Origin of the sequence: Moorena sp. SIO3A2 (genome assembly GCF_010672265.1) — a bacterium.
Taxonomy (GTDB): domain Bacteria; phylum Cyanobacteriota; class Cyanobacteriia; order Cyanobacteriales; family Coleofasciculaceae; genus Moorena; species Moorena producens.
The window spans coordinates 148,045-162,422 of sequence record NZ_JAAHHC010000003.1; the positions used below are offsets into that span (position 1 = coordinate 148,045).

The 14,378-nt window shown below is 42.6% G+C and carries 14 protein-coding genes; 8 read left to right on the forward strand and 6 right to left on the reverse strand.

Annotation, left to right across the window (positions count from 1 at the left end):
* Positions 1-18 precede the first annotated feature (18 nt).
* The 4 genes from F6K64_RS05040 to F6K64_RS05055 all read left to right on the forward strand — a co-directional run bounded on the left by F6K64_RS05040 (position 19) and on the right by F6K64_RS05055 (position 4,437).
* Positions 19-420: a hypothetical protein gene (locus F6K64_RS05040; protein ID WP_287251739.1), complete on the forward strand. Its 402-nt coding sequence runs from the start codon at positions 19-21 to the stop codon at positions 418-420.
* A gap of 588 nt (positions 421-1,008) precedes the next feature.
* Complete coding sequence (bchL, locus tag F6K64_RS05045) at positions 1,009-1,872, forward strand: ferredoxin:protochlorophyllide reductase (ATP-dependent) iron-sulfur ATP-binding protein (RefSeq protein ID WP_009149517.1); 864 nt, start codon at positions 1,009-1,011, stop codon at positions 1,870-1,872.
* 407 nt (positions 1,873-2,279) lie between these two features.
* Positions 2,280-3,683 (forward strand): ferredoxin:protochlorophyllide reductase (ATP-dependent) subunit N, encoded by a 1,404-nt coding sequence (locus F6K64_RS05050; RefSeq protein WP_287265007.1) that lies wholly within the window; start codon positions 2,280-2,282, stop codon positions 3,681-3,683.
* Between the two features lie 316 nt (positions 3,684-3,999).
* Complete coding sequence (locus tag F6K64_RS05055) at positions 4,000-4,437, forward strand: hypothetical protein (protein WP_287265008.1); 438 nt, start codon at positions 4,000-4,002, stop codon at positions 4,435-4,437.
* 332 nt (positions 4,438-4,769) lie between these two features.
* Here the strand turns inward: F6K64_RS05055 and F6K64_RS05060 are convergent, their stop codons facing one another.
* From F6K64_RS05060 to F6K64_RS05080, 5 genes are all read right to left on the reverse strand, one after another.
* Positions 4,770-6,482 carry a fatty acyl-AMP ligase gene (locus F6K64_RS05060; RefSeq protein WP_287265009.1) on the reverse strand — a complete coding sequence of 571 codons (1,713 nt, stop codon included), beginning with the start codon at positions 6,480-6,482 and terminating at the stop codon, positions 4,770-4,772.
* Between the two features lie 57 nt (positions 6,483-6,539).
* On the reverse strand, positions 6,540-7,757 hold the full coding sequence (locus F6K64_RS05065; protein ID WP_287252874.1) for a cytochrome P450: 1,218 nt from the start codon (positions 7,755-7,757) through the stop codon (positions 6,540-6,542).
* A 106-nt stretch (positions 7,758-7,863) separates the two neighbouring features.
* Entirely contained in the window at positions 7,864-8,742 is an 879-nt protein-coding gene (locus F6K64_RS05070) for an SAM-dependent methyltransferase (protein WP_287265010.1), read from the reverse strand.
* The gene (locus tag F6K64_RS05075; RefSeq protein ID WP_287265012.1) at positions 8,735-9,016 is read right to left on the reverse strand and encodes an acyl carrier protein; all 282 of its coding nucleotides are present in this window, start codon (positions 9,014-9,016) and stop codon (positions 8,735-8,737) included. The genes F6K64_RS05070 and F6K64_RS05075 overlap by 8 nt, the downstream gene beginning before the upstream one ends.
* Positions 9,017-9,067: 51 nt before the next feature.
* Positions 9,068-9,898, reverse strand: coding sequence for an acyl-CoA desaturase (locus F6K64_RS05080; protein ID WP_353813736.1), 831 nt, complete (start codon positions 9,896-9,898; stop codon positions 9,068-9,070).
* A 1,015-nt stretch (positions 9,899-10,913) separates the two neighbouring features.
* Between F6K64_RS05080 and F6K64_RS05085 the strand changes: the two genes are divergently transcribed.
* The 3 genes from F6K64_RS05085 (at position 10,914) to F6K64_RS05095 (ending at position 13,664) form a co-directional block, all read left to right on the forward strand.
* The gene (locus F6K64_RS05085; protein WP_287265014.1) at positions 10,914-12,512 is read left to right on the forward strand and encodes a helix-turn-helix transcriptional regulator; all 1,599 of its coding nucleotides are present in this window, start codon (positions 10,914-10,916) and stop codon (positions 12,510-12,512) included.
* A 381-nt stretch (positions 12,513-12,893) separates the two neighbouring features.
* Entirely contained in the window at positions 12,894-13,466 is a 573-nt protein-coding gene (locus F6K64_RS05090) for a Uma2 family endonuclease (RefSeq protein WP_287265015.1), read from the forward strand.
* A gap of 60 nt (positions 13,467-13,526) precedes the next feature.
* Positions 13,527-13,664 carry a hypothetical protein gene (locus F6K64_RS05095; RefSeq protein ID WP_287265016.1) on the forward strand — a complete coding sequence of 46 codons (138 nt, stop codon included), beginning with the start codon at positions 13,527-13,529 and terminating at the stop codon, positions 13,662-13,664.
* A 51-nt stretch (positions 13,665-13,715) separates the two neighbouring features.
* On the opposite strand, the gene F6K64_RS05100 is transcribed toward F6K64_RS05095, so the two are convergent.
* On the reverse strand, positions 13,716-13,916 hold the full coding sequence (locus F6K64_RS05100; RefSeq protein WP_287265018.1) for a hypothetical protein: 201 nt from the start codon (positions 13,914-13,916) through the stop codon (positions 13,716-13,718).
* 18 nt (positions 13,917-13,934) lie between these two features.
* Between F6K64_RS05100 and F6K64_RS05105 the strand changes: the two genes are divergently transcribed.
* On the forward strand, positions 13,935-14,123 hold the full coding sequence (locus tag F6K64_RS05105) for a hypothetical protein (RefSeq protein ID WP_009149490.1): 189 nt from the start codon (positions 13,935-13,937) through the stop codon (positions 14,121-14,123).
* Positions 14,124-14,378: the final 255 nt, after the last annotated feature.

Here is a 14,378-nt window from a genome sequence, read left to right on the forward strand (position 1 = left end):
AGATGGGGAGATGGCCAGATGGGGAGATGGCCAGATGGGAACCCACCCCTAGGGCGTGTCTTCAAACTCCGAGTACCCCCGTTTCCCTTAAAAAAGGGGGACTTTGAGTATGGCTCCCCCCTTAATAAGGGGGGCTGGGGGGGATCTAATATCTTGCGGAAAACTTTGAAAACACACCCTAACCCCTCCCAGGAGGGGAATATGGGGAGATGGGGAATCAGATCAGTTTTCCCGATTCCCGATTCCCGATTCCCGATTCCCGACTCCCGATTACCGATTACCGATTACCGATTCCCGATTCCCTACTCCCTACCGATTCGATTACCGATTCCCGATTCCCGATTCCCGATTCTTTGTACCTCTTTCAAATTCTGTGACTCTATCGACGAAGATTGCGGTGATTGCTCCGAAAAAATTTAATTATTATTTACAAAAAACTTCAATAGCTAGACCCGCCTATGGCTTCTGGTGGGTCTTGATGATTTTGCCCAGCCATGCTCTATGGTGAGCAACCTTAACTCTTACAGGATTTACCCATTTTCCCATAAATCCCCCAAACTTAGGGGACTTTTTGAGTAGTACCCCCGCTTAATCCAGGCTGGTGATTTACTATTTTTGTTTATTGTAATACTTTTTCGTAAAAATTTTTATAAAAATAATTATTTAAATATTAAATTTAATAAATAAGATTTAAAGTGCTTTATATAATCGCTTAAGTTTAAAGACGTTGATTTAAACTAATTTAAAGGCTATATCCATAAAAAAGACCATGTATTTTATGGTGCAGTTCGTGAATAATGCAATAAGCGCCGAAAGCCAAGCAATCTACCGCTGGCTTTAGGGTCCCTCGCTGAATCACTGCCTGAGGTGCGACCCAAGGGCGATTTACTCGCCCTAGGAGGCGCGCACCTAAGATAAATCAAGCATAATTGCTGAAATTTGGCTTTCGGCTGGCTTAGGGGCAAAGACAACATAAGAATTTTTATCTGAAACAGGAGATAAGTAAAGGTGAAACTTTCAGTTTATGGAAAAGGTGGTATCGGTAAGTCCACAACTAGCTGTAATATCTCAGTTGCCCTAGCTAAGCGGGGTCGAAAGGTGCTGCAAATTGGCTGTGACCCGAAGCATGACAGCACATTCACTCTGACTGGTTTTCTGATTCCTACCATTATTGATACCCTTCAGGAAAAGGATTACCACTACGAAGATGTCTGGCCTGAAGATGTGATTTACAAGGGTTATGGTGGTGTTCATTGCGTAGAAGCTGGTGGTCCTCCGGCTGGTGCGGGTTGCGGTGGCTATGTGGTTGGTGAAACTGTAAAGCTGCTCAAGGAACTGAATGCTTTTGATGAGTACGATGTGATTCTGTTTGACGTTCTGGGTGATGTAGTCTGTGGTGGTTTTGCTGCTCCCCTGAACTATTCCAACTATTGCATGATTGTGACGGATAACGGTTTCGATGCGTTGTTCGCTGCTAACCGGATTGCTGCTTCTGTTCGTGAAAAAGCTCGCACTCACCCGCTGCGTCTGGCTGGTCTGATTGGCAACCGCACCTCTAAGCGCGACTTGATCGATAAGTATATCGAAGCTGTGCCGATGCCAGTGCTGGAAATTCTGCCACTAATTGAGGACATTCGTGTCTCTCGGGTTAAGGGCAAAACGATTTTTGAAATGGCAGAAACTGACCCTAGCCTGGAACCTGTTTGCCAATACTATCTCAACATTGCTGACCAAATTCTGGCACAGCCTGAGGGGGTTGTACCTCAAGATGCACCTGACCGGGAGTTGTTCTCTTTGCTGTCTGACTTCTACCTCAATCCTCAAACCCCAGCAGTGACTGAGGAAGAAGAATTAGACCTGATGATGGTGTAAGCAAAGGTTAGGAGGTTAGGAGGTTGAAGGTTGAAGGTTGAAGGTTAGGAGGTTGAAGGTTGAAGGTTGAAAGTTATAAGAGGCGTAGGGTGCGTTAGGGACGGGCGAGCCCTAATTTTCTCGGTAGCCAGTGTTGAGACAGTCCGTCCCGTAACGCACCACCGGGTCAAACAGCTTTAATGAGATGTACCCGGTTGAAAGTTATAAGAGTCAACAGCAAACCTGAAAACCTTAAGCCCTTAAAACCTTCAACCGTTAACCGTTAACCGTTAACCCTTCAATCCTTCAAGCCTTAAAACCTTCAACCCTTAAAACCTTCAACCTTCAACCTTCAACATTAAACCTTCAACCCTTCAACCTTTAAACCCTTAAAACCGACGAGAGAAACCAGGAGAGGAGAATTTTAAATGACTGTTGCTGAAACCCCTCAAGCCCTAGATTTTGAGTGCGAAACTGGGAATTACCATACCTTTTGTCCGATTAGCTGCGTGGCATGGCTTTACCAAAAGATTGAAGATAGCTTCTTTTTGGTGATTGGTACTAAGACTTGTGGCTATTTCCTCCAAAATGCGATGGGGGTGATGATTTTTGCTGAGCCACGCTATGCCATGGCGGAGTTGGAAGAAGGGGATATTTCCGCTAAGCTGAATGATTACGAGGAACTGAAGCGGTTGTGTTTGCAGATTAAACGCGATCGCAATCCTAGTGTGATTGTCTGGATTGGTACCTGCACTACGGAAATTATCAAGATGGATTTGGAAGGCTTGGCTCCCAAGCTGGAATCTGAGATTGGGATCCCGATTGTGGTGGCTCGTGCTAATGGCTTAGACTATGCTTTCACCCAGGGTGAAGATACTGTGTTGGCCGCTATGGCTCACAAGTGTCCGAAGGAAGCACCCCAGGTGGAAGAGGAGAAACAAGAGCGGAATGCGATCGCAAAACTCCTCAACTTTGGACGCCAGAAAGAAGAGGTGGCTGCGGAAGAGTCAGAGTATGCGGATCATCCACCCCTAGTGTTGTTTGGCTCCCTACCTGACCCGGTTGTGACTAACCTCACCCTAGAGTTGAAGAAGCAGGGGATTAAGGTGTCTGGTTGGTTGCCTGCTAAGCGTTACACGGAATTGCCAGTAATAGAAGAAGGTTACTATGTTGCTGGGGTGAATCCTTTCCTAAGCCGCACTGCGACTACTCTGATGCGCCGCCGCAAGTGTAAGTTAATTGGCGCACCTTTCCCCATTGGTCCGGATGGCACTCGGGCTTGGATTGAGAAAATGTGTTCTGTGTTTGGTATAGAACCAAAAGGCTTGGCAGAACGGGAAGCTAAAATTTGGGAAAGCTTGGAGGATTATATCCAGCTGTTGCGTGGTAAGTCTGTATTTTTCATGGGGGATAACTTACTGGAAGTTTCCTTAGCTCGTTTCCTGGTTCGTTGCGGTATGACTTGCCATGAAATCGGTATCCCTTACATGGATAAGCGTTATCAGAAAGCTGAGTTAGCTCTGTTAGAACAGACTTGCCACGAAATGGGTGTACCAACTCCTAAGATTATCGAGAAGCCAGACAATTACAACCAGATTCAGCGGATTTATGAGTTGGAGCCGGATTTGGTAATTACCGGTATGGCTCATGCTAATCCTTTGGAAGCACGGGGAATTAATACTAAGTGGTCCGTTGAGTTTACCTTTGCTCAAATGCACGGCTTTACTAATGCCCGAGACATTCTGGAATTGGCAACCCGTCCGTTACGTCGCAATAACAGTCTCAAGGATTTGGGTTGGGATAAGTTAGTGAAAGAAGAGGCTAAAGTTTAGGGCTTCTTAGTGGAGTAGGGAAGTCAGAAGAGGGATCCCCCCTAACCCCCCTTAATAAGGGGGGAACTTAATAAGGGGGGCATCTTGCTGTAGAACTGGCATCTTGCCAGTTTCAATATATTTCCGCGCAGGCAGGATGCCCACTCTACTCCTATTCATTCCGCCCCTCTCATTCCCTATTCCCTGTTCCCAGATCCGCTGTTCCCGACTTCTGAAAGAAGTCAATTCAGCAATTTTCGTCATTCGCATCAAAACTATACTGGTACTCCTGCTCAGCTGCTACCTTGGGATCAGCTGTTTAGGTGAATCTAACTAAATGAATGTCTATCAGCGGAAGCTTTATGCTCTAATCCATCAGGAGCATCAAGACGAAGGGAGTAATAGTATCTTCCGCACATTACTCTGTTGCAAAGACAATCTAGATCAGCTGCAAAACTGGTGGCAGCAACTAGTAGAGGAGCAGGAGCAAAGTCAGGTTCTGCCGAATGCGATCGCTAGTTCCTCTGACCGGGTTAATCTAGGCGCAGATTATAACACAACAACTGATACTTGTCAAGTCAAGCATCCGATCAGCGGTCAACAGCACCAGATAGACTGTTTTAATCAACAAGAAACACCGAATCTCGGCGATATTGCTAAAGAACGGGATGGGAAAAAAGTGTTTTGGTGGCTCTGGCGGTTTTATCCAGAAATTAGAGCCAAGCAATCTCGTCATGGCTTACTGGTGCCAACTCATAAAATCCGGCGTTGCTGATCTAAAGAATGCTGGCTCTCCTAGACTGATTATAGTAAATGAGTAGTTTAAATGAGCGATTACCCCTGAAATAGCAAGGGATTCAATAAACTAAAAATACATTGTCTTGATCCCAAGCGCGAGTGGGGGGAACCACGGCAGTTGCTCATGGGGGGAACCCCCACAGGTCGGCACTGCCTCCCCAAGACCGCTTAGGTGCGCTTTTATTAAAATTGCATTTTTAAATTACTCAAACCCTTTATTAATAAGGGCTATAGCGATTATTTTATACTAATTTATCATAGCCACTCTAGGAGAGCAAAAAAATCTCCCTTTCTGGTTAAACCATTTCGTTATTCAGCAACGCCAACTTTTTCAATGCTTTCCAATTCTTGCAACAGATATAACAACTTAGTTCGCTGCCTTTGAGTTTTTCCACTAGTGGTTGTGGGAATGCTATTTAACTGTAGCAGTACAGTATCGTGTACCCTCAGTTGGTAATGGTCATAGACAGAAGCCTTAACCGTTTCTTTAATTTGATTGGCATAGTCATGGATTTGCCGCCGAAATTTGTGATTTACTTCACTAACCACCACCAGTTTTTGAGAAACAATACTAGGAACTGAGAATACAGCACAATTGACCTCCTGTAAGCCAGGATGAGAGAGTTTGACTACTTCTTCAATATCTTGGGGATAGTAGTTTGTTCCCTCGATGACAATTAAGTCTTTGAGCCGCCCTGTAATATAAAGGTGGTTTTGGGAATCAATAAATCCTAAATCTCCTGTCCGTAAAAATCGCAATCCATCATAAAAAATAAAGGTTTCTTGGTTTTTTTCAGGCTTTTTCCAATAGCCAACTGTAACACTCTCTCCGGCAATCCATACTTCCCCGATATGATGGGAAGGGCATTCCTTTAAGGTTTGCGGATTAATAATGCGCAAGGACAGTTCTGGCATGACCTGACCGTTGCTAACCACTGTACGGACGCTGCCTGTCTTGGGAGACGCATCGGCATCTAAAACTTCATCTGTGCCACAAGGAATGGTTAAAGCCGTAGGTTCTTCGGATTTAGAAGCCCCGCTAACAATTAAAGTTGCCTCTGCTAAACCATAACAGGGCAAAAAAGCAGTTTTTTTAAAGCCGTAGGGGTAAAATGTAGCACTAAACTTTTCGAGGGTATCTAACTTGATATGTTCTGCTCCATTATAGGCAACATCCCAGGATGAAAGGGATAGTCCTTCTAAGGAATCTGGGTCAATTCTTTTGACACACATCTCGTAAGCAAAATTGGGTCCCCCTGTCGTTGTGATCTTTTTGTCTGAAATTGTTTTCAGCCAAAGTTTTGGTCGTTGAAGAAAAGTCCCTGGAGACATTAAATAACAAGGACACCCCACATATAAAGGCTGAAAGACACTGCCAATTAACCCCATATCATGAAACAAGGGAACCCAACCTAACACGATACTGGCACTGCTGTGACCAAAGGTTTGTTGAATCATTTTCTGGTTAGCCATAATATTCCCATGACTTACCATCACACCTTTGGGAAAAGAGGTAGAGCCAGAAGTATATTGCAAAAAAGCAATGTTGTTACCTTGGCGGTCAACGGGAGCAGTTAAAGAGTCTAAAGCGTCTAGGGAGGGGAAAGTCTCGATTTGAGGGGATACTTCCAAATCCTCTTTCTCAAACAAGTCTCGAACCCTTGACTCAGTAATAACTAGACGGGCATCGCAATCCTTAAAAATCCGTTGATAGTGATCACAGTTACGCTTACGGGTGGGAGAACTGAGGGGAACGGGAATACGGTCGAGATATAGACAACTGAAAAATGTAATCACAAATTCAGGACTAGTGGGCAACTGAATCACTATGTGATCTCCCCTGACAGTTTTTTCAGTGAGCCATTGTCCTAACCGTTGGACTGCTTCTAATAAACTGGCATAAGTTAAAGACGCATATTCCCGACCTCGGTTATCAAGAAAATAATAGAGGGTTTGATTTGGTTGATATTCTGCTCCCAAAAGCAGTTTGTCAATCAAATTATTTAACTGGGGAGAAGTCATTGGTTTTTCTTCTGAGAGTGAGTTGGACAAATTCTGAATCTCAGTGGATTAACAAAGTCAGGAGTCATGAAAAGTAACAGGTAGATAAGTTAAGGTTCGGGTAATAAATCCCTCCTGATTCCAGCGATAGTCAGAAGAAGTCAATTCGATCTGCTTTACCCTTTGGCGAAGGTAATCAAACAAAAGCTTCCCTTCGAGTCGCGCAATCCCCTGTCCCAAGCAATTATGCATTCCATGGCCAAAGGCAATTTGAGAGGTAGCATCTCGGATAATATTAAAAGCATCAGGATTAGGAAAATGTTCTTCATCTCGGTTAGCAGAGGCAAGACAAAGCAGCATTTTGTCCCCTTTTTTAATCGTCTGGGAGCCAACTTGCAGGTCGCTGATGGCTAAGCGTACCGTTTGTTGTAAAGGTGGGTCGAAACGGAGAATTTCATCAATTGCTTGTTTGCTAGTAGCTTGTCCATCTCGGAGAATTTGCCACTGATCGGGATGCTTGGCAAAGGCTAAAATTCCATTGGTGAGCAATCCCTTAGAGGTTTCATGTCCAGCAACAAAGGTCATGACACAGGCAATTCCTAGCTCACTATCAGAAAGTCTATCTTCTCCAACTCTGGCTTGAATTAATTTGCTGATAATATCTTCTCCTAAATGGTTTTTACGGGAATCAATTACCTCTTGAAAAAGCGTTAAACACAATTGTAAATCTTGCTCAATGCGACGGATACGCATTTTGGTTAACAAACTCGGTTCTAAAATAGACCGAACCCGATGAATATATTGATCGACTGTCTTGATATATTCATTGGGAATACCAAGTATATGAGCAAGGGTATACAGGGGAATTTGATGGGCAATCTCCGCAAAATCAAACTCTTCTGTGCCGATTTTAAGCCCAATAAAATTATCAATTAATTTCTGAATATGACTAGTATAAGCTTGAATCGTACTACTGTTGAAAGCTTGTCCGACTAACCGACGTAAGCGTATATGGTCGGGGGGATCGGTAAAGACAATTGCTTTCTTGCCCAATTCCACTAAACCAGGAATATTACCCACCTTTTGTTGCGTCACATATTGGGGAATGAAACTAACGCTAACAGCATCAGAATCTATCACTTGGATAATATCTTGATATTTAGTGAGTATCCACATATCCAAGGCATGGTGAATCGGCTTGTGTTGGCGCAAGAGGTGATAAGTTGTATAGGGGTCTTCTCGGAAACCGGGGGCAAAGGGATTAAATTTGATGGCAGATTTAGATACAGCAATCATGGTCAAAAAAAAACTCCTTGCGAGTAGTAAGGTATAGCAAATACTAGAAGTCTGTTAAGATAATTTGTACTATGAAAAATACCTTTACAGCCTTCTAGAGAATGCCTTATTTAGCTAAGGATTGCATTTCTAAGCGCAGTAGTAATATTTGTCCGAAATAAAAACCTGCAACAACTAATTTGAGATATTGTTCGTATTTACGATATATTTTTTCTCCAAACCCCTCGATGATTAGGGATTTTTGACGGCGGAGATTATTTAACCACAGGTCACAAGTCTTGCCATATTGAAGGCGATCATTGCGGTAGGTTTTAATCTCAAATAGCCTGTCGGCAGCGATCAAAATTTCACCAGGGCGGGGTAACTCAGAATCAGGGAAAATCTCATTTTGGGTAAACCAATTTTTGTCTTCGGCACTTAACGAACCATATGTGATCGTTTGTAAGGATAATTTACCTTTGGGTTTTAGCCACTGTTGACATTGACGAAAAAATTCACGATACACACTTATTTTTTCCTCTGAGGTAGTCTCTGGTTTGGCAAAATGTTCAAAAGCACCAATGGAGACGATCGCATCGTAAGTAGTCATTGGCTGGTGAACAATCCAGCTTTCCTCGTAGACTTTGATATTGTCTAGTCCTAATGAGCAGATATGCTCATATTGATTGTGGCTCAAGGTCAATCCCACAGCCTGACGATCAGGATAGCCGTTAACATAACGGCGCATTAAAGCTCCCCAGCCACATCCAATATCTAGTAATCTTTTGCCAGTTGTTGCTCCTGAAGTTTCCAAATGCCAATCAATTTTTTTCTGTTGTGACTGTTCTAGGTTGTCATCCATTGCGGGATTATCCCAAAAACCACAGGAGTAAGTTAGGCTGGGATCTAACCACAAAGAGTAAAATTCATTACTAACATCATAGTGGTGTTGGATAGCAGCAGCATTTCCGCCCCGTGTAGTTAAGCCTTGTACTAAATTAGACACTTTCAGAAACCTCTTGTTCTAAAGCTTTCTCCTTTTTGACCATTTCCGCTATATGGATAGAAAGTTCACCAATAGTCTTGAATTCAAAAAACAGAGAAGGACTTAGTTCAAGGGACAACCATTCTTCTAAATCACCAATCAAAAAAACTGCCATCGAAGAATTAAGTCCAAACTGTTCAAATTCCTGTTTTTCATTAATTTCATATGGGTCTAATTCGAGAATTTCGGCTAGATATTTTTTTATCCATTCGCTGATTTGTGATTCAGTTTTCATGATGTCTCCTTAATTTAAAGTTACAACTAATTTTTAAATCTATGAGTTAAGTTATCGAATTTTAATTTTTTCTGAACTTGGAACTTTAACATCCCAAGCCAAATGTAAAGCTTCCATTAACTGAATAAACCAGTATCCTGGATCTAAGCGATACCATTCCAAACCAAAAGAAGCCGAACCAGGAAAAGCATGGTGATTGTTGTGCCACGACTCGCCAAAGGTCAATAGGGCAGCTGCTCCAAAATTGTGGCTATGTTCTTCAGTATCAAAACGACGCATCCCGAAGCAATGCAGGAAAGAATTAATAGACCAGATAGTATGACCTGCCCAAAATATTCTAACAGCACCTCCCCATAAAAATCCTGAGATCGCACCTTCTAGACTCCGATGATACATTCCCCCTAAGAGTGCAGGGATAACTAACCCAAGTATAACCAACACATAATAGTAGCGATCAATCTTGACAACGGTTTTGTTTTTTATTAAATCAGGGGCATAGTGAACAACACTGGGATATTCATGTTTGTACATCCAATTAAAGTGGGAGTGGATTAAACCTTGAAGACGCGCAGGCCAATTACTGCCGTGAAGATTGGGTGAATGAGGATCGCCAAGTTTGTCACTTAGTTCATGGTGGCGGCGATGCAAAATAACCCACGATATGACACCTCCTTGCCCTGCCATTGACCCCCAAATCATTAGCATAATTTGGAGTGCATTATGAGCTTTATAGGAACGGTGGGTAAATAAGCGGTGATAACCAGAGGATATCCCCAAGCCATTGATTAACCAAAAGAGAGCAAATAGGAATATTTCAAACCAGCCAAATGGAAGATATGGAATTGAAAGTAAAGCAATTATTGTTAGTCCAAATGGTAAAATTTAAAAAAAAATAAAATGCTTTCTTTGCAGCCCATGCAAGAAGGGGCTATTAATCGTCTTTTTTCGTTTCGTTGTGTCTATTAAAATCGACTCTACATCTGCTAATTCACTATTCATAATTTTCAATATATATATTTCAGTATAATTGTAATATTTGATTTAACTTAGTCAAGACATTTCGATTGTAGCCGAATAATCAGGGTAAGCGCAAGAATCAATCAGCCAGGGCTTATTGAGAAAAAAACCGCGTCATTCTCAACAAATAAACTCTATTGCGAGTAAAGTTATACGAGATTATAGGGGTTTCGAGCGACGATCAACCGATATCCAGCCAATGCAAATTATGAGTCATTTTTTCTTGCGCTTACCCTGATCTACTTTGGTATAAATTATAACTTAAAAAAATATGATTAAACCAAATTTTATTAAAATTGGAAAAAATCGAGGTAAAAATAAGTACATTTGTTCTACTAAATCCCTGAACTTTCAACGTATTTTGAGCAATAAAGAATAAACCGTTGCGAACGCGCCCCGCGTCGGCGAAGCCGAATTGCCATTAGAATTTTTCAGATTTCTCAAATCACATTCTCAATCATCTCGGGCTTATTAATAATTAAAGCCGCTTATTGACATCTATCCAGCATATTGCCGTTTTGTAGTACTATCAAATAAATTTGATCTGTAGTTTTTGAGACTAATTTATATGAGTTTACTCTAAAAAAAATGCCTTATTTATTAGGCTGAATAAAAGCTCGTTTTGTAAAGAAAGAAGGAAGCTTCGGAGCAGGGACTGAGGCCGTAGGCCACGCTTTCGCCAAAGCCGACGCTGCGCGAACGCGCCCCGCGTGGCCTACGGCCAAACGCGAACGGAGGAGTGGAAAGAGCCCGTATTAAAAAAAATTGTTAGTTAAATACCAGAAGTTTCCTTATACAGTAAGCTTGATGAGTTTTTTAACTGTAAATTTAGCATAAAAGGTATTGAAGAACCATTATTCGTTATCCCAACATAGGGACGTTGCACAGCACTGACCCAACAGAGATCGAACGGGTTTTGGGAACAGTGCCCGATTTTGCCACTCCCCTCCAAGAAGTCTGTGCTTTGATGGCCAAACTCAAGGGAGAAATCTATGGTGACCCGAATGCGATTGCAACGGATTTACAGTGGCTACAGGACAATGGGCTAATTAACAGCAATGATCACAATGGTGAGGGCGTTGCTGATTCTGGGTATGATTCTGCCCCCCTAGCCCCCCAATTCTGGGGGGAACAAAACTCTGAAAGTCCCCCCCGGTGCGCTTTCCAATGGGCGAGTAAATCGCCCTTGGGTCGCACCGCAAAGTTGGGGGATTTAGGGGGCTTGACCAAAACCAGACGATCGCACATTCATACTTCAATTCAGCAACGCCATTCTGAGCTAATCCTGCCCATGGTACAGAATCCCCATCTACTCACCCATGCCTATTCCGATCTAGAACCCTTTCAGCGGCTGCTCAAGACAATTCGGTTTATCTTGCATCATCCTTTTTTGCCAAAATCCGGAAATAGTAGCCTCAAAACCTTGACAAATGCCCTCCAAGACGATAAAATAATCATCGGCAACGGCATCCATACCCTGCGCAAAGATATCGAAAAAATCCTCAAACCCTATAAGATATTACCCAACTTTCCCCTCAAGCAAGGCTATTTTGCAGGCACCGGCATATTCTCTAGGCAGGAACTCGGTAAAGTATTTGCAGTGCTGCAATCTCAAGCCAAAAGTTTAGAGGATCCCATGGCACTCTCTACCTATGAGATGTTCCAGCAACGGATGACCCACTCAAAATTAGACCCCCCTTCCACCTATCCAGTGCGAGCAATTCGCAATCGCTGTATCGTAGATGCCGACTCCCTCCAGGATTCAGCCTTGCTCAATCATCTAGACAAACTAGAAAATGCGATCGCCCAAGGGGAATTATTAGAATTAAATCGAATTAAAGGCGGTGGCCGATTTGCTGGAGATCACGACGGATTTTTTCAAGCTTGGCCCCTGCAAATAGTATTTTACAATCACGCCTGGTATTTAGCATTTCAGCACCACGGCGGTAACCAGGATAAACTATTCCGGTTTGGACGATTAGACCGACTCTTTATCGGTCGTGCCCTTGGCCAAACCCGCGATATGAAACAACAATGGCAATCGTTGGAGAAGCTGGAAAAACTCCACCAAGCAAGTGCCGGATTATTTCTTGGTAATAGTGCTAGCCAACAGCAACAGTTACTCAGTAGCAATAAATCAGAACAGTCAGCAGTTCAGGTCACCGTTGAACTGTGGTTTAATGACGATATGTTCCGATTTGTAAGTGAAGGAACCAAGCGCTTCAAACACATAAAAATGTCTCCCCCCTTAACAGCAAATCCCAGCTTGCCTAAATCCTTGTTTTCACTTCCTAAAACCCCAGACCCAAATTTTTCCAATCGCTTTCAAGTAATATTACCCAAGTGGGCATTAGACGATGTCGATTTTTTTCCCTGGATTATCGGTTTTGGCGGCCAAGTTAAAGTAATAAAACCTCAAGAATTAGTCGATAAAATTAAGAAAATAGGCGCTGATATTTGTAGGGTTTATCAAGATTAGGGAGTAGGGAGTAGGGAGTAGGGAGTAGGGAGTAGGGAGTAGGGAATCGGGAGTAGGGAATCGGGAGTAGGGAGTAGGGAGTCGATAATATATAGCGTTTATTTCATTTATGAGGTACTGCTATGAACCTCAAAGTCCCCCTTATTAAGGGGGATTTAGGGGGATCATTTTGTATCTAATTGTAGAGAGAATTGCTATAATTATAATATAGCATTTATAAATAGATCATCAAAACTAATGCTGATTTATCATAACAGTAAAAACTCGTTGAATCTCTTGACCACTGTTCCCTGCTCCCTGTTCCCTGTTCCCTTGTCCCATCAATCCTATGTTTAAATCTAAAATATAAATACTATAGAGCTACATCCACGGAGTATAATTATGAATCAGGCAGTAAATGAGAGAGTATGCTGGACTATTCATGACCTAGAATTGCTACCAGAAAATGAAGGAACACGCTACGAAATCATTGATGGAGAATTATTTGTGACTAGAGCGCCTCATACTAAACATCAGCAAACCTGTGGCAAAATTTTTCGACAGCTAGATGCTTGGTCTGAAGCCAGTGGTTTAGGAGAAGCTATTCCTAGTCCCGGTGTCCTGTTTTCTGAATCAGATCATGTTATTCCCGATGTCGTTTGGGTTACTCAAGAAACCTATACATTAACCTTAGATAAATCTGGACATCTAACTGGTGCCCCAGAATTAGCTGTCGAAGTTTTATCTGCTAGTCAACAAGACCAAAGACGAGACCGAGAAGCTAAACTAAAACTTTACTCTTCACGAGGCGTAAAAGAATATTGGATTGCTGATTGGAGGTCTCGCAAGCTCGAAATCTATCGCCGAGAAAACAGTCAGCTCAAATTAGTAGCAACCCTGTTCAGCCAAGATACCCTAACCTCTCCCATACTACCTGGTTTTAGTTGTACTGTGGCTCAGTTTTTTCCTAAATAAAAGGGAGTCGGGAATCGGGAGTCGGGAATCGGGAGTCGGGAAAAAAAATTATGTAAGGATATGCGCTACGCCCACGCTACGCGAACAGCTGTCAGCCGTCAGCCGTCAGCTGAAAATATAGCGTTTATCGCAGTTATGAGGTACGCTTCTCAACCTCAAAGTCCCCCGAGCGAGGGATTGCTCGCTCGGGGGATTTAGGGGGATAATAGGTACCTTATGGGATATATAATTGCTATAAATCTCTTTTATTCAAAAGCTGAAAGCTGATAGCTGAAAGCTGAAAGCTGATAGCTGAAAGCTGATAGCTGATAGCTGATAGCTGATAGCTGAAAGCTGATAGCTGATAGCTGATAGCTTGCGACCGCATTTCTTTACATTACCCCTCAAACAAAAATCTAAAAACCCTTGACAAACTAAAATATAATCATTACGATTATAAATGTACAGCAAAAGCAAAAGGTTCACCTTATGCCATCAGAATTTCCAACAAATTCAGAGAACAATCCAGACGATTCTTCCAACAAAAAAATCCGTGTTCAGCACATTTTGAAGGGCGACCGCAAGGCAATAACTAATACCATGCATACCCTCTATGCAATGGGCTACGCCGAAATATCCGAGTGGACTCCTCTGCAGCGTGCGGCTTGTTCTGAGTAGGAGCAACTCGTAGTAGAGTAGGTTATGACTCAGGTAACTCGCGGAATAACATCCCAAAGGTTATAACTATTCATCAGGATGGCGGTGTCAACGGAAAGCGCACCTCTTGATGCGCTTTCCGTTGGCGAATTTAATTCGCCAACGGAAAGCGCACCTAACAAAGAGTTCAAAATTAATAAGCAAAAATACTGATCGTATTATTCTCATATCCAGTAAGGATTTCAAAATAAGATGCGAATACCGCTGCTACTATGA

Bases quoted from the DNA above. Each gene is read 5' to 3' on its own strand.
- F6K64_RS05040 (WP_287251739.1), top strand. From the start codon at position 19: ATGGGGAGATGGCCAGATGGGAACCCACCCCTAGGGCGTGTCTTCAAA.
- F6K64_RS05050 (WP_287265007.1), top strand. From the start codon at position 2,280: ATGACTGTTGCTGAAACCCCTCAAGCCCTAGATTTTGAGTGCGAAACT.
- F6K64_RS05055 (WP_287265008.1), top strand. From the start codon at position 4,000: ATGAATGTCTATCAGCGGAAGCTTTATGCTCTAATCCATCAGGAGCAT.
- F6K64_RS05060 (WP_287265009.1), bottom strand. From the start codon at position 6,482: ATGACTTCTCCCCAGTTAAATAATTTGATTGACAAACTGCTTTTGGGA.
- F6K64_RS05065 (WP_287252874.1), bottom strand. From the start codon at position 7,757: ATGATTGCTGTATCTAAATCTGCCATCAAATTTAATCCCTTTGCCCCC.
- F6K64_RS05075 (WP_287265012.1), bottom strand. From the start codon at position 9,016: ATGAAAACTGAATCACAAATCAGCGAATGGATAAAAAAATATCTAGCC.
- F6K64_RS05090 (WP_287265015.1), top strand. From the start codon at position 12,894: ATGAATCAGGCAGTAAATGAGAGAGTATGCTGGACTATTCATGACCTA.
- F6K64_RS05095 (WP_287265016.1), top strand. From the start codon at position 13,527: ATGCGCTACGCCCACGCTACGCGAACAGCTGTCAGCCGTCAGCCGTCA.
- F6K64_RS05105 (WP_009149490.1), top strand. From the start codon at position 13,935: ATGCCATCAGAATTTCCAACAAATTCAGAGAACAATCCAGACGATTCT.